The organism is Caldicellulosiruptoraceae bacterium PP1 (assembly GCA_041320695.1).
Classification (GTDB): Bacteria; Bacillota; Thermoanaerobacteria; order Caldicellulosiruptorales; family Caldicellulosiruptoraceae; genus JBGGOQ01.
Window position 1 is genome coordinate 19715 of the sequence record JBGGOQ010000008.1, and the last position, 16463, is coordinate 36177.

Genomic DNA, 16463 nt, shown 5'->3' on the forward strand with positions numbered 1-16463 from the left:
CTCCATCTATTTTGTAATTTCTAAAATTTTGTATCTAAATTTACCTGCAGGTACACTAATTTCTACTTCTTCTCCTGCTTTTTTGCCAACTAATGCTTTCCCAACCGGAGATTCATCTGAAATTTTATTTTCAAAAGGATTGGCTTCCTTTGAGCTAACTATTTCATACTCCAATGTTTCTTCAGTCTCAAGATCAAGTATTTTTACCTTTGTTCCAATACCTACGAAATCAGTTGATATTTCATCTTTATCTATTATTTCAACACTTTTTAATAGTTTCTCTAAGTATAGAATTCTTTCTTCAAGTTTAGCTTGTTCTTCTTTTGCTTCATCGTATTCTGAATTTTCTGATAAATCACCAAATGAACGAGCTATCTTAATTTTTTCTGCAACTTCTTTCCTTTTTACTGTTTTTAATAACTCTAATTCTTTTTGATATTTCTCATATGCTTCACGTGATATTTTTTGAACTTTGATATGTTCAAGTTCTCTTGCCATATTTTCCTCCCCTTTTAGCATAAAAAATATAAATATCCCTTTGTTTTTAATTTTATTACATAACTTAAAAACTATGCTCTAACATTTTTAACTTTTGTCAATTATAAACTAAAGTTTAATATCTGTCAAGAAAGCAAAATATTAATTTTCATCAAAGCTTTTTTCAGGTTCCATATGAATAGTTACATAAGAATTCGGAAAAGATTTTTTGATATCATTTTCAATAATGTTACATAGTTCATGAGCTTCATTAAGTGTTGTCTCCTTATTCATTCTAAGATGTATATCTATTTCCCTTCTATCTCCACTTTTTCTTGTTCTTAATTTATGATAGCTTGTAATTTGTGGATATTGTCTTATTATATTATAAATTTCACTAATTTCTTCCTGTGGCAAACTAATATCAACAAGGTCTTTTATTGATTTTGCTGTAAGATCATATGCTGCTTTTATTATAAGTACAGCTACTATAAGTGCAAAAATAGGATCAAGAATATACTGCCCAGTAACTTTAATCATTATTAATCCAATAAATACTCCCGCAGAAGTAAATACATCTGTAAAGAGATGCATAGCATCAGCTTCTAGTGCAACAGAATCTGTCTTTTTGGCTATTCTAAAAAGTTTTGATGAAATAAATAAATTTACTATTGCTGAAATTAACATTACTATGATGCCAGAATTAAGATTTTCTATTTCAGCCTTAAAGATAATCTTTTTTATTGATTCATATATTATAATTATTGCTGCAAATAGAATTAGAATAGCTTCAAATGCACCAGAAACATTTTCATACTTTCCATGCCCATAAGGATGGTCTTCATCTGCAGGTAATCTTGCTTTTTTTATTGAAAAAAAAGCAACAAAACTTGCAATTAAATCAATTCCTGAATGTACAGCCTCTGATAATACTGCAACAGAATTCATCATTATTCCTGCTATTAACTTAAATATTACAAGGCTTATGTTAGATATAACAGATAATAATGCAGCTTTCTGCTTATCCATAAAAGAAAAAACCTCCTTAACATAATTAAAAAAGCCTACGAGAATCATGATATAAATCATGGTCCCGCAGGCTTAGCTGCTGCTTGATATCAAGCCCGAGAAAAGTTTAACTTTTCTCTGTCCATTTCAAATAAAATTATAATAACGGTATTTTAACATCAAAATAATCTTTTGTAAATATCTCATAAGCATCAAGATAATTATCAATGCTTCTATACAAGAACTTTTCGCAAATTTCTGAAATATCCTTAATATCTAAATCACAAAAAACATAATTATTATTTATTAATATATCTTTTAAAATATTAAAGTTAAACTTTACTTCATCAGTGCTAATTAGTTTTTTTGTATATAAATTATCATGAATATTTCCATTTAGAAGGTCACAAATAATTGAATTTGAATTAACAAAACACACACTTTGAAAATCAAAAACAATATCACATATTTTTTGTAAATTACTTTGATTTTCAGTATCAACTAGTATAACCCCAAATTCTCTCAATAATTCCTCTGAAATCTTTTCAAATTTATTAGATTCCTTAATTGTATATATAACATTTACGTTATTTGATAGTTGATATAATATACCATTTCTTTGCGACTCTTCAATCCCAATTATTCCAACATTAAGCTTATTTATTTTTACTCCAAATTTTTTTAGTATTTGCCTTAATATATAATATGTAATATATAGTAAAATGTATTTATTAGTATTAACACTTTTTGATATTTTAATAATGTTATTATTTCGATAGTATTCAATTGTTTGTATTATTTTCTTAATCTTTCTTGAATTATTTTCTATGTCTGGAAATATAAAAAATTCTAATTTGTATTCTGTCTCGTTAATATATCGAATATACTCCTCGTATTGTGGGATTGAATTTTTAATTAAAATATTTTTAATATATCTAGGTAAATACTTTTTTATTCCTTTAAGAAATATATCAAAATCCTGACTATAAATGAAAAAAGAAAAATACCTAATTATAAATCACCCTTTTGTAAAACACTCTATTAATAGAATATTTCAATTCTTGGCTTAAAATCAATATTTTTTAATAATTCTTCGAATTCTTTTTTGGTCATATCTTCAAGCCTTTTGTTTGTTAATGCCACAATAATTGCTTCTAAGACATTTGTTCCAAATGAACGTCCATCAAATTCAGGTGTTGTTGTAACTAACATCTTAATACCACGATTTTTTAAATTTGCAATGTCGTCTTTAGTTATTGTATTTGTAATAATTATTTTATCCTTTAGGCTTTCAGGCATATATTTTTCAATGTACTTATAATCACCTGCTATAATGTCTGCCATATCATAATATTTTTTGTACTTTTTCAATTTTTTAAAATCTTTAATATTTTCGCTGTCGCTTGGATATAACAAACTAAAAGGAAGTTTGACAATTAGCGGCATTAAAAAAGAAGCTAAATAATATATAGTTTTCAAGTTTTTTATAATAAGATTAATACCCAATGCAAATAATGCATCTCCAATTAATAATTGACATCCTTCTTCATAAAGACCCTCTGCTAATTTATATCTATCTAAAGCAGAAACAATTAATGCTTTTTTCCCTCTGAAATCAATTATTTTATGTTGGCTCAAATACTTAATAACCCATTTTTCGAATGTATTTTTTATCCCTGTTCCATCTACTAATGGCGTCTTTTTTGCAGCTTCTTTTATAGGAAGAGCATCACGAATAACATAATTCTTTCCGCCACCATATAAAACTATATCAATACCACCCATTCCAAAGGCATCAACTTTACCATCTAAATCCTTAATAATTTCAACTGCCTTCTTTATATCACCATCTGTTCCTATCCTTTCAATTTCAAATTCTTGTCCTAAAATAATTGTTTTTACCCTATGGTTTCTTTTTGATGACCCAATGCTAACACTAACTACCCTCTTCATATTATCAGCCTCTTTTAAGATATTATATTTGACAAAATTTTTTTAAGACTATCAATATCAACATAAACATCATTTTTCAGCGGAGATTTTCCAAGTGGTATACTTATTACTTCATTATCTAAAAATGCTTTAAACCAATTTAATCTAAAATCTGACCCCATTGCAATAACCACATCATACATTTTAAATTTCTCCAAGTATCTGCTAAACACCTCCAAAAGTTCGGCTGCACTCATCGAATTAATAAAATTATTTCTTTCATGTTCTGTCATTAGAAGATAAAAGCCAATACCATATTGTTCTAAAACTTCTTCAACCTCTTGCTTATTTTTTATTGGAAAACCTATTACAGCAATGTTCCTTCCTTTCCTAACTTCACCTATACCCTCAATACGTGATATAAATGACCTATCAACACTTACAATATCAGCTACTTCAGCTTGTGATAATCCTTTAGATCTTAAATCCAAAATTTTTTTTATTTTATCACTTATTTTTTGTAGGCTAATAATTTTATCATTTATTCTATAAAAATCCACTTTTATCACCTAATTTTTATTATTACTATAATAATATCATAATATAATATTAATGTTAACAAATTTGTGCACAAATATCATCAGACAATATCTTCTAAAATTACTCTTGCTGGTGCACCATCACAATTTGAAATTTTAAGTGGTAATGCATATATTTTGTAAACTCCTTGCTTTACATTATGTAAAAGAAGCCCTTCGATTATTATTATATTATTGCTCAATAATCTCTTATGGACATAATAATCTTTTGAGTAAAAATACTCAATTGATAAATAATCAATACCAATTGCCTTTATTCTTTTTTCAACCAAATAATCTGCTGCACTATTATCAATATATACAAAATCTTTATAAAACTCATTATTTAATAACTTATCGTTATTATCTGTTTTTAAAAGAATAATGTCATTTTCATTAATATCAAAATTTAACAGATCCTCTTTTGAAATTTTGTTCTTGTTCTTAATTTCAAATACCTTTGCTGTACCAATCAAAAGATTTAAATCAATGTTATCTATACTTTTACCATTATCAATAAAATGTTTTGGTGCATCAATATGAGTAGCTGAATGACTGCCCATTTCAATAAATGAAACATTTGCTACATTTCCTTTTTTTATTTGTGATATTTCTTGAATATGAAATTGTGTATCATTAGGAAATACAGGTATATCTTTAGATAATGTCATTGTTATATCAATATACATAAATTTACCTCCTTAATATTTATAAATTATAAAGAGGGTGCAATAAGCTTTGCCCCTCTTTCCTACTTAATGGCCCTTATTCAAATACACTAAAGTGCTAATTGTGATTTTAATTTTTCAATATATTCCAAAATGAATTGTACTGCTTCTTCTTTTTTTATTTCAATAACCTCTTTTGTTTTTCTATCTCTTAATTCAACAATTCCTTCATTTATTTTTTTACCAATGGTAATCCTCAAAGGAATTCCTATTAAATCTGCATCTTTAAATTTCACTCCTGCTCTTTCTTCTCTATCATCTATTAATACTTCTAATCCCTTGTTTAATAATTCATTGTATATTCTCTCAGCCTCTTGCATTTGATTTTTATCTTTAGCATTAACAGGAACAACTATTGCATGAAAAGGAGCTATTGAAATTGGCCAAATAATACCATCATCATCATGTGATTGTTCAATAACTGCTGCCGCAGTTCTATTAATTCCAATTCCATAGCAACCCATAATCATTAATTTTTGTTCACCATTTTCATCGGTATATACGCAATTAAAGGCCTTTGAATACTTAGTTCCAAGTTTAAAAATATGCCCTATCTCTATACCTTTTTCAACTTTTACGTTAGTTTCTTGACAGATTGGACATATATCATTTTCTGTAATATTTCTAATATCTTCAAATCTAGAAACATTAAAATCTTTTAAATTGACATTTACTAAATGATAATCAGTTTCATTTGCTCCCACTACAAAATTTTTCATATATTTTATCTCATTATCAGCAATAATCTCAATATCAAGACCAATTGGCCCTGCAAAGCCAACCTTTGATTTTGTAATTTTTTCTACAATCTCAGCAGATGCTAATTCAGCTTCATTTGCTTTAAATAGATTTTTAAGCTTGGTTTCATTAATCTCTCTATCACCCCTAACTAATGCTGCTACAATTTTATCATCAATAGAATAAATCATTGTCTTGACAAACTTTTTATCAGTTATTCCTAAAAAATTAGCCAGTTCGTCAATTGTTCTTACATTAGGAGTATAAATCTTTTGTATTTCTTCAATATTTTCATTTAGCTCAATTTCATTGACAATACATTTTGCTTTTTCTACATTTGCAGCATATCCACATTTTGGACAATACGCAATTTCAGCTTCACCAACAGAGGATGGAACCATAAATTCGTGTGAGTTAGATCCGCCCATTGCACCAGTGTCTGCTTCAACAACCTTAACATCTAATCCACATCTTTTAAAAATTCTAACATAGGCATCAAACATTTTTTTGTATGATTCATCTAAACCTTTTTCATCTTTATCAAAAGAGTAGGCATCCTTCATTGTAAATTCTCGGCATCTCATTACACCAAATCTTGGTCTTCTTTCATCTCTATATTTTGTTTGTATTTGATAAAGTGTTTTAGGGAGTTCTCTGTATGAAGAAATCTCACTTGCAGCAATATAGGTAAATGCTTCTTCATGAGTAGGTCCAAGGCAATATTCTCTTTGATTTCTATCTTTAATTTTAAACATCTCAGGACCAAATACAGACCATCTTCCAGATTCCTCCCAAAGTTCTTTGGGCATAAGAGCAGACATATGAACTTCTTGTGCACCGGATCTATCCATCTCTTCTCTAACAATATTCTCTATTTTTCTCAATACTCTATAACCTAAAGGTAAATAAATATATATTCCTGAAGATAATTGCCTCATAAAACCACTTTTTAGCATAAGTTTATGTGAAACAATTTCTGCTTCAGATGGAATCTCTTTAATTGTTGGCATAAATAATGTCGAAACTTTCATATTACTTGCTCCTTTCAATTATTTCGAATATAATTTTTCAATTATAATTTTTTTCATTTCACGTTCTATTTCCCAATGTTTTAGTGGCTTAGATAATGCAATAATTCTAATTGTATATTCTATCCAATTAGTATCAATTATACCTATAATCTTAGGTTCTTCAACCAAATCATCAATATACTTATTTTTAATCTCTTCAAATACACTTTGTAGATTTTGACATACATCATTATATTTTAAATTAATATTTACTTTAATATCAACAATAACTTTAGAGTTTGTTCGAGACCAATTTGTAATTGTTCCAATAGATCCATTTGGAATAATATGAATTGAACCATTAAAGTCCTGAATTTTTATTGTTTTTAATCCCATTTCAATAACATATCCGCTTTTTGAGTCTATTGTAATATAATCGCCAACAGCTAATTGATCTTCAATAATCAAAAAAAGACCTGCTATAAGGTCTTTTATTAAGCTTTGAGCACCAAAACCAATAGCTACTCCACCAATTCCCGCAACTGCTAACAATGTTTTTATAGGTATATTAAACTTTTCAAGTACTAATACAATTATAATAAAATAAATAAAATATCTTAAAACACTCTTAATTAACGCTGCTGTTGTATCAATCCTTTTTTGATTAATTGGTATTACAATTTTTTTTTCTCGACTCTGCCATCTATCAATAGCATTATTTATTAATTTTATCAATATTAATCCAGTAATAACTATAAATATTGAGTATATAAAATTACCACCATATAAAAATAAATCATCTAATATTTTTTTAACCATCATTAACACCTACAAATTCCTTAAACAGTTTAAATTGATTTTCATTTTTTTGCCACATAGATTCTGGATGCCACTGAACCCCAATAAAGAATTCCTTATCATTTTTCGAAATAGCCTCAATTATTCCATCTGAAGATCTTGCTTCAATTGAAAAACCTGATGCAATATTATTCACAGCCTGATGATGAAAAGAATTTACAAGTGTTTCTTTTGATTTAAATATATTATATAGTTTTTTACCTTCTATGAATATAGAATGATAACCAATCCAGACCTCAGTATTTTGCCAATGAGAGAGAGGATAATTACTTGAATTAATATCTTGTATTAAATCACCTCCAAAAGCAACATTCATGATTTGAATACCTCTACATATAGCTAATACTCTTTTATTTAATCTATCAGCTATCTTCATTGCTTCAATCTCTATCTTATCCCTCAATATATTAATTCTACCAATCCCTTTTAGTGGTTGACTTTTATAAAACTGAGGATGAACATCTTCACCACCACAAAATAAAAGAGCATCAGCATTTTTAATATATTGTTCTAACTTACTGATTGAATTTTTACTACTCGGAAAAAATGAAATATCACAATTGAGTTTTAGTAGCGGCTCATAATAATCAATAGAACAATATAACCTATGTTTTTCAAAATCATAACCACAAAATATTAATACATTCAATAAAACACACCTCATTTTTTAAAATTCATACTCAAAATCTTTAAAGCTATTTCTTTCAGTGGAAGTTTGCTATCCATGCTTAGTTTTTGCAATTTTTTCATAGCAGTATTTTCATCAATCTTTAATTCTTTCATAAGAATACCTTTAGCTTTTTCTACGATTTTTCGTGTTTCAAGGCTATCTTTAAGTTTCTCAATCTCGAGTTCAAGTTTTCTCATTTTATTATAGTTTTTAATAATTAAATCAATATATGATATAAACGAAGCTTTATTGAATGGTTTATATAAGAATATATTAAAAATATCATTTTCAAATATAACTGATTCCATTTGAGATTTTTGTGACTCATTTGCAAGTACTATTACAGGACAAATCTTATCACTATTTATTACCTCAATCATTTCAATAAGACTTCCTGAAGAAAAACCATATTCAACAATCAATAATTGTGGTTTTAGAGTCCTTACTTTTCTGATACATTCTGAAAGATCAAAAACATTATCTACTATAGTATAGCCATTTTCTTGCAAAGCTTTTTTAATAACATTATTAAGATTAGAAGTTTTAATACCTACAATTACCTTTACCATGTTTATCTCTTCCGTCATTTTTTTATTATTTTATCAAAAAAATTAACAATGTTCTATAAAATCATTATAAATCCTTTCTTAATAATAGTAGAAAATACATCACATATTGTTTTATCAAATTGTTTCCCTGCATTTTTTACAATCTCATTTAAAGCTTGTTCCTTAGAAAAGGCATGCCTATACGGTCTATCTGAAGTCATTGCATCATATGCATCAGCAATAGAAATTATTTTAGCAAGAACATTAATCTCATTATCTTTAAGACCTCTTGGATAACCCTTTCCATCCACTCTTTCATGATGTTGAACAACAATATTTTTTATCCTTTCCATAAAATCGAGATCCTTTAATAAATCAAAACCTAATTCTGGATGCCTTTTAATTTCATTAAATTCCTCTATCGACAGTTTTTCTTTCTTGTTCAATATGTTTTCATCTATCCCAATCTTACCTATGTCATGTAATAAACACGCAATTCTTAAATCTTTCCTATCTTGTTGCGAAAGATTCAATTCCTCAGCAATTTTATCAGCAATTTTCATAACTCTTTCACAATGTCCTTTTGTATATTCATCTTTATATTCTATTGCTTTTGAAAGTGCTAATATTGTATCGTAATAGTAATCTTCTAGTTGCTTATTCTTAATTTCTAATTCTTTCTTAGAGTTATTCAATTGAATTATTGTTTCTTTCAATTTTTCATTAATTAGTTCTGTTTCTTCATAAAGCTTTTCTATTTCATTTTTCTGAAGCAAAACATTCTTATAATTTCTTGCGTTATTTATAGCAATTACTATCAAATTTAACAATGATAATATGTACTCAATAGATTCATTATATTTATATGTAGTTTTTAATCTAAAATATATAACACCATCAATACTTTGACCTGATAAAACAGGAATTGCAACCTTGAGAACATCAAAATCCTCAAGGTGCAACATTTTGAAAGCAATATTCCTTTCATTATTTGCTTGTTTTATGAGATTTGTTTCATCCTGATCTTGTTTCCCAAAAAAATAATAGTTATCAAAATAGTTTTTTGAGTTATATATCATAAAACATATTCTTTGATAATCAATCTTATAATTAGATTCTTTTGTTATAACTCCAACAATTTCATCAATATTTGTAAGATAAGATATTTTATGTGATATATTAAAAAGATAAAGTAGCTGTTCATTTTTTTCTTTTAACTCATTTTGATTTTGAAGTAATCTATCAAGAACATCAGTCATTTCTTTGTTTAATTGTGACATATTGTTCATTGACAGTTCCATTTCACTTTTTTCACTTTTTAGATTATCAATAACTTCCATTAATTCTTTTCTTTTGCGAATATATCTTGTTAATAAAGACTCATAATAAGCAAAATAGAAATATATACAATATGAAATTAGAAAAACTGTTGAAATTATATTTATAAGAGGAAAATAACCATTTTTATAATAATAGCTTATTACCGATATCACAAAAGGTATTGCGAGAAGAAAAAAAACTATAATTTCTCTTTTGTATTTTGACTGATCACCGTTGCTGTTATTCATTAGCTGCCTCCAAAAAGTATAAACTCATATATAATACTTTTCGACAAATTGTAGAAAAATCCTTTATTTAATAAAATGATATTATAAAGTGTAAAGATCTTTTATCCTCGGATAAATAGATGTATATAGCTTATATGATTTTCTATAAATATCATAATTCTTTTGGTTTGGTTCACATTTTTCTACTTTTACTATCATTTGATCACATGCTTCTTCAACAGAACTAAATTCTTTTGCACCTACTGCTGCAAGGATAGCTGCACCAAATGCAGGACCTTCTTTAGAATTTAATGTCCATACTTCATTTTCAAATATATCAGCCTGCATCTGTTTCCACAATTTACTCTTAGCTCCACCACCAGAAACATATATCTCACTTATCTCCACATCCATACCTTTAATAACCTCTAAACAATCTTTGAGGGAATATACAACACCTTCCATGACCGATCTTATAAATTCTCTTCTTGTATGCTTAGCTGTTATTCCGAAAAATATTCCTCTTGCATATGGATCGAGTATTGGTGTTCTTTCACCCATCAAATAAGGCAAGAATACAAGTCCATCACTACCTGGATTTGCCATTTCCGCCTCTTTATCCATTAGTATATAAGGGTCTGAATTTATATATTCATAAGCCTTCATTTCTATATGAGCAAAATTATCTCTAAACCATTTAAGTGATAATCCTGCTCCTTGAGTAACACCCATAACATGCCATTTTCCTGGAACAGCATGACAAAAAGTGTGAACTCTTCCAAGTGGGTCTACTTTTATATCGTCGATATGTGCAAATACAACACCAGAAGAGCCTATTGTCGAAGAAACTACTCCTTTTCTAACAATACCATTACCTACTGCACCTGCAGCCTGATCTCCACCACCAGCAACAACAAAAGTTGATGTAGAAAGACCAGTTAATTTAGATACTTCATTAGTTATTGTTCCTGTTATCTCAGGTGATTCATATACTTTGCCAAGAATTTGTTTATCAATCTCTAATTTTTCAAGAACTTCATTTGACCAACATCTATTCTTTACATCTAAAAGTTGCATACCAGATGCATCTGATACATCAGTTGCAAATTCTCCAGTTAATTTAAATCTAATATAATCCTTTGGAAGTAATATCTTATAAATTTTTTGATAATTTTCAGGTTCATTGTTTTTTATCCATAGAAGTTTAGATGCAGTAAAGCCAGTTAATGCTGGATTAGCAGTTATTTCAATTAATCTTTCTTTACCAACTTTACTAGTTATTTCATCACATTCTTTTGCTGTCCTTTGATCACACCAAATAATTGATGGTCTAATAACATTTAAATTTTTATCTAGCATTACTAAACCATGCATTTGTCCAGTTAAACCTATACCTTTAACTAATTGTGGATTAACATTTGATTTTCTTAATACCTCATTAATTCCATTTAATGAGGCTTGCCACCAATCATCTGGATTCTGTTCTGCCCAGCCAATATTAGGTTGATATAATGGATATTCATATGTTGCAGTTGAAATTATTTTCCCTTTTACATCAACTAAAATAGTTTTTGTACCTGAAGTTCCAACATCAATACCTATATAGTACATAAAAATACCTCCCTAAGATTAACAAAATTGAGATTATTGAATTTTTATAATGTTTCATTAATTGTTAATATTATATATCAGACACTAATGCTTGAACAACTATGAAATAATAATTTTAAAAAAATAACAGCTACTTAGGTATAGTAGCTGTTATTTATTGTAATTTTCATTCAAATCAGTTTTTAATTTTTCAATAAGAGTAGTCAAATCAAGGTTTTTCTCTCTTCCATTTTCGCTACAAACTCTTTTTAATTCATTTAAATTTATTAAATTTATGCATTTGTTTATGCTATTGTTTATCTTTGTATTAAGTTGTACAATAAGTCTTTCTTCCATTACCCCTTATAAACCCCTACTTATTTTATTATCTTTATTTTATATTATTACTTTAACTAAATAAAATGTCAATAATTTTTTTAAAAAGACTATACTTTTTTTACATATCTATTCAAATTATTATTTTAATAATAATTCTATGCTATAATTAAATTTATTATTTTAATTTTTGGAGGTCATAAATGAGATATTTTTTATTTGCAATTATCGTAGGTATTTTTATTGGTTTTCAGTCTCCAATAAACTCAGCACTAGGCAAAGTTACTGATCCAAAAGTAGCTGCAATATGGAATAATCTGCTCGGTTTATCTGCACTAGTTTTTTTGGGTATTACAACTAATTCAATATACAAATTTCCTACTCTATTTAAAAGCCCTCCAATTCTTTTAATTGGTGGTCTTCTTGGGGCCTCCATTGTTTATTTATCAATTATTACAATACCTAAAATTGGTGCAGCAAATTTTATTGCTTTTATAGTATTAGCTCAGTTATTATCTTCATTATTTATTGATTATTTAGGGTTATTTGGATTACCAAAGAAAAATATTGATATAAGCAGAATTATAGGAGTATTATTTCTTCTTATAGGTGCATATTTAATAAAAAAATAATATAAAATCCCCTTGGAATTATCTACATTTGATAAATATGATAATAATTATTTATAATAATATCAAAACTATTTATGTAAACCAAGGGGGTTGTTTTATGATTAGGTTTATTGCTAAGTTATTTTTTGTTTTATTCTTTGCTTTTCTTTTAATTACTAACAAATTAAATACCAATGTCTTTGCTTCTGAAATCTCAAAAGATAAAGCAATATTTATGAATGGAACAAATGAAAATACTTTAGAAATATTAAATATTAATAATAAAAATTATATTTATGCTTATGATTTCTCAAAAATATTAAATGGTTCTTTTACTTTCAATCAAACTGATTATAATTTTCTTACATCTAAAATGTTAGTTGATGAAAATGAGCTTACATTCAAATTAGATAGCAACGTATTTAACTATAACGGCAAAAATTTATCAATTACAGAGCCAATGAGAATAGTAGATAATAGAATTGTTATTCCAGTTTCGGCATTAAAATCTACATTAGGTATATATGAATTTACACATATTAAGAATAATACTAAAATGTTATTTTATCCTCGTAATAATACAATATATTATAAGGTTATGTCAGGAGATTCTTTATGGATAATTTCGCAAACTTTTAATACATTAATTGATGATATTAAAAAATTAAATAGTCTTACTGATAATAATATCTATGTCGGACAAATTTTAGCTGTAAAACAAATAAAGTTTTTACCCCCAAATGTAAATGCAACAACAAAGTGGTGGGTTTCAGTAAGATCTTTGCCTGATACAACTTCAGCTATTATTACTTCAATACCTCAAAATAATGTAGTTTCTGTAATAGGTAAAATTGGTGATTACTATAAAATTCAAACATCCAAAGGCCCTGGATATGTATCAGTATGGGCTTTACAAGTCATACAAAATATTGATGATACAAGTACTCCAAGCAAATATTTTACTAATTATATACCAGTTGATACCTCTTCAGATTCGGTTACCTATACTTCTTATAAGGTGCAATCTGGAGATGATATATGGAAGATATCTGTAAAATATGGTATTCCAGATAACGAACTTATGCAGGTGAATAATCTAACAGCTTCAAGTATCATATATGTTGGGCAGTTATTAAAAATTCCAGTTCATAGTATTGCATTAAAACCAGCAAATAATGGATTAGAATTGTTGGATTGGTTTAAACAAGGTAATTATCTTTTCCCGATCGGAAGTGTTGGTAAGTTCACTGATATTGCAACAGGTAAAAGTTTTTATGCAAAAAGGACCATGGGAGCTACACATGCAGATGTTGAGACATTAACATATACTGATACACAAATTATGAAGGAGATATTTGGTGGTTATTGGACATGGACAAGAAGACCCTTCATTCTTGAAATTAATGGAAGAAAAATAGCAGTATCAATATCAGGTATGCCTCACGCAGGTGTAGATGGTGCTCCATATAATAGTTACGTATCAAATAGAAGTGGCGACTATGGATATGGCCCAAACTTAGATACTATTAAGAATGGAATGGACGGACATTTCGATGTTTATACCTTGAATGGTTTAAGACATAAGGATAATTTAATAGACCCACTTCATCAACTGACTGTATCTATTGCAGCAGGATTAAGATAAATTAATGAGGGTGGCTCAATCAAGTAATGAGCACCCTCTTATTTTATATGTATAAATATGCAATCCTATTGATAAAAACCGATTAGCTAATTATTTTTTATATCTCTGGTTCTGGTAAGATACTATTTTGTGCAAAACTATAAGCATTATTGTTCCCAACAATTATATGGTCACAAACCTTAACTGATATAGCTGATAAAGCATTTACTATTTTTTGAGTTGTTTTAATATCCTCAAGTGAAGGTTTAAGCGAACCAGCTGGATGGTTATGAGCAATTATTACATTACTGGCATTAAACCTAAGAGCTACTTCAACCACTTTTCTTGGATAAACAGCTGCTTCTTTCACTGTTCCTTCAAACAACAAATATGGCTGAATAACATTTAATTGTGTATCAAGGCTAACAATATAAAATACTTCATTTGTTCTCCCAATAAATAAACTTTTAATATATTCCTTTGCTGACTCTACATCTTTTAATTGTTGCTTTGATTTTGTCTTATCAAAAATATATCTTCTACTAATTTGAGAAATTAAGCTGAGTAAGATAGCTGAATTCTCTCCAATGCCTTCAATTTTAGTTAATTCTAATGGATCTTGTTCGAAAATTGCTGATAACGATCCATATCTGTTCAATAATAAATGTGCAAGATTGTTAGTATCTTTTCTCGGAATGCTGAAAAATAATAATAATTCTAAAACCTGGTGGTCATTAAAATTATCTAATCCTTCATTTATAAATCTTTCTTTTAATCTTTTTCTATGACCAGTATGGACATTTTCCATTATAATTCCCTACCTCATAAAATTTAAAGGGCTAAATCATTTAATTTCTTCAATAATATAATTTTGAGACCCAAGTCCAATATTTTCAAGTTCATTAATTTGAACATATGGATTTTTACCATGTAATCTTTCAAATAGATGACCTTCTGTTCCCATTTTATATCCTATTGGAATACCATTTTCTAATAAGTTTTCAATTTTAATTGCATCTACCGAAGCCCTTTCTATTGATACAATATCAGAAGATGCCATAATTCCAATATCCGGAACTAAAGAAGGAGTTGTAAGCCCCCAGCAATCACAAAGAGCTGTTATATTTATTAGAAAATTTATATAAAAAACATTATCCTTATTGAAATTTTTAAGTACTTCATTAGTGCATATTGCCATTCCTTTTTGAAAATCTTCATAGTTGTTAGCATCCAAGCTAATAGCACCAGTAGGACATACTTTAGCACAATGATGGCATAAAGTACAATGATGATAGAAAACCTTATATTTACCATTGCTATCAAAGCTATTTGCAAAATGATTACAGCTTCTGATACATAGTTCACAATGTGTACACAAACTTTCGTCCCAATTTATCCATGCCTCTAAACCATGGATTTGTCGTCTTGTTCTATCTGTAACACAGCCCATTGCAATATTTTTACAAGCTCCACCAAATCCACAAACACCATGACCTTTAGCATGTGATAGAACAATCATCGCCTCTGCATCATGTATGTAACCGCCAATATCAACGTTTTTAAATGTTTTAAAGTCTACATATTTTTCATAATAGTATTTTCCAATATGCCCACATGTTGGTACAATAGGAACCCCAAGGTATTCTTCTGTATACCCTCTTGTTCTTGAATTTCCAATTTCTTGATCTGTGATATATACTTTAGCACCATAACTTAACAGTTTATCAACAAGTATTTTTACAAATAATGGATGAATAGTTGAATAACCAATATTTCTTCCAAGGTGCATCTTTATAGCTGTCCATTTACCATTAAACTTTTCTTTTAGATTTATTTCTCTGTCTATCTTATCCAATAATCTTTCAAATTTAGCTGGTAAAGTATCACGTGAATCATATCTTTCATATGCTGAAGATGCAAAATATACCTTTGAACTCACTTCATTTCATCCCCTTTTATTTTTTTATAATTACAAGAATTTCATAAATAATATTATATAGTATTTTATATATAAAATGTACCACTTTTTTGATACTATCATCTATTACCATTAATAATATTTAATTAATATTTAATATTTTATTAATTTTTGTGCATAACATCTAATATTGTATATAATCATTATTAATTATTAATAATAATTTTTATACTAATAATTTTGTCATTTCATAAGTTATTTTTATTTTTATTGTGGTATAAATTACTATG

The 16463-nt window shown here is 27.6% G+C and carries 17 protein-coding genes; 2 read left to right on the top strand and 15 right to left on the bottom strand.

Annotation, left to right across the window (positions count from 1 at the left end):
• Nucleotides 1-6 precede the first annotated feature (6 nt).
• The 13 genes from greA to ACAG39_09840 all read right to left on the bottom strand — a co-directional run bounded on the left by greA (nucleotide 7) and on the right by ACAG39_09840 (nucleotide 12041).
• Nucleotides 7-498, bottom strand: a complete 492-nt coding sequence (gene greA, locus ACAG39_09780) for a transcription elongation factor GreA (GenBank protein ID MEZ0537519.1) — start codon at nucleotides 496-498, stop codon at nucleotides 7-9.
• Between the two features lie 141 nt (nucleotides 499-639).
• Entirely contained in the window at nucleotides 640-1506 is an 867-nt protein-coding gene (locus ACAG39_09785) for a cation diffusion facilitator family transporter (protein MEZ0537520.1), read from the bottom strand.
• A gap of 136 nt (nucleotides 1507-1642) precedes the next feature.
• A complete protein-coding gene (locus ACAG39_09790) occupies nucleotides 1643-2011 on the bottom strand; it encodes a hypothetical protein (GenBank protein MEZ0537521.1) in 369 nt (122 codons plus the stop codon).
• 515 nt (nucleotides 2012-2526) lie between these two features.
• Nucleotides 2527-3438 carry a quinate 5-dehydrogenase gene (locus ACAG39_09795; GenBank protein ID MEZ0537522.1) on the bottom strand — a complete coding sequence of 304 codons (912 nt, stop codon included), beginning with the start codon at nucleotides 3436-3438 and terminating at the stop codon, nucleotides 2527-2529.
• A gap of 14 nt (nucleotides 3439-3452) precedes the next feature.
• Nucleotides 3453-3977, bottom strand: coding sequence for a helix-turn-helix domain-containing protein (locus ACAG39_09800; protein ID MEZ0537523.1), 525 nt, complete (start codon nucleotides 3975-3977; stop codon nucleotides 3453-3455).
• Nucleotides 3978-4057: 80 nt separating this feature from the next.
• Nucleotides 4058-4684 (bottom strand): cyclase family protein, encoded by a 627-nt coding sequence (locus ACAG39_09805; protein MEZ0537524.1) that lies wholly within the window; start codon nucleotides 4682-4684, stop codon nucleotides 4058-4060.
• A gap of 89 nt (nucleotides 4685-4773) precedes the next feature.
• The gene (locus tag ACAG39_09810) at nucleotides 4774-6492 is read right to left on the bottom strand and encodes a proline--tRNA ligase (protein MEZ0537525.1); all 1719 of its coding nucleotides are present in this window, start codon (nucleotides 6490-6492) and stop codon (nucleotides 4774-4776) included.
• Nucleotides 6493-6510: 18 nt separating this feature from the next.
• Nucleotides 6511-7290 (bottom strand): mechanosensitive ion channel family protein, encoded by a 780-nt coding sequence (locus ACAG39_09815; protein MEZ0537526.1) that lies wholly within the window; start codon nucleotides 7288-7290, stop codon nucleotides 6511-6513.
• Complete coding sequence (locus ACAG39_09820; GenBank protein ID MEZ0537527.1) at nucleotides 7283-7978, bottom strand: gamma-glutamyl-gamma-aminobutyrate hydrolase family protein; 696 nt, start codon at nucleotides 7976-7978, stop codon at nucleotides 7283-7285. Before ACAG39_09820 ends, ACAG39_09815 begins: the two co-directional genes overlap by 8 nt.
• An 11-nt stretch (nucleotides 7979-7989) precedes the next feature.
• On the bottom strand, nucleotides 7990-8568 hold the full coding sequence (locus ACAG39_09825; GenBank protein ID MEZ0537528.1) for an ANTAR domain-containing response regulator: 579 nt from the start codon (nucleotides 8566-8568) through the stop codon (nucleotides 7990-7992).
• A gap of 53 nt (nucleotides 8569-8621) precedes the next feature.
• Nucleotides 8622-10115, bottom strand: a complete 1494-nt coding sequence (locus tag ACAG39_09830) for an HD-GYP domain-containing protein (protein ID MEZ0537529.1) — start codon at nucleotides 10113-10115, stop codon at nucleotides 8622-8624.
• Nucleotides 10116-10196: 81 nt separating this feature from the next.
• Nucleotides 10197-11705: a xylulokinase gene (xylB, locus tag ACAG39_09835; protein MEZ0537530.1), complete on the bottom strand. Its 1509-nt coding sequence runs from the start codon at nucleotides 11703-11705 to the stop codon at nucleotides 10197-10199.
• 150 nt (nucleotides 11706-11855) lie between these two features.
• On the bottom strand, nucleotides 11856-12041 hold the full coding sequence (locus tag ACAG39_09840) for a hypothetical protein (GenBank protein MEZ0537531.1): 186 nt from the start codon (nucleotides 12039-12041) through the stop codon (nucleotides 11856-11858).
• Nucleotides 12042-12223: 182 nt separating this feature from the next.
• On the opposite strand from ACAG39_09840, the gene ACAG39_09845 reads away from it, so the two are divergent.
• Both ACAG39_09845 and ACAG39_09850 read left to right on the top strand, forming a co-directional pair.
• Entirely contained in the window at nucleotides 12224-12652 is a 429-nt protein-coding gene (locus ACAG39_09845; GenBank protein ID MEZ0537532.1) for a DMT family transporter, read from the top strand.
• A 97-nt stretch (nucleotides 12653-12749) separates the two neighbouring features.
• Nucleotides 12750-14276, top strand: coding sequence for a LysM peptidoglycan-binding domain-containing protein (locus ACAG39_09850; GenBank protein MEZ0537533.1), 1527 nt, complete (start codon nucleotides 12750-12752; stop codon nucleotides 14274-14276).
• A gap of 97 nt (nucleotides 14277-14373) precedes the next feature.
• Here ACAG39_09850 and radC read toward each other — a convergent pair whose 3' ends face one another.
• Both radC and ACAG39_09860 read right to left on the bottom strand, forming a co-directional pair.
• On the bottom strand, nucleotides 14374-15063 hold the full coding sequence (gene radC / locus ACAG39_09855) for a DNA repair protein RadC (protein MEZ0537534.1): 690 nt from the start codon (nucleotides 15061-15063) through the stop codon (nucleotides 14374-14376).
• A gap of 36 nt (nucleotides 15064-15099) precedes the next feature.
• Nucleotides 15100-16194: a DUF362 domain-containing protein gene (locus ACAG39_09860; protein MEZ0537535.1), complete on the bottom strand. Its 1095-nt coding sequence runs from the start codon at nucleotides 16192-16194 to the stop codon at nucleotides 15100-15102.
• Nucleotides 16195-16463 lie beyond the last annotated feature (269 nt).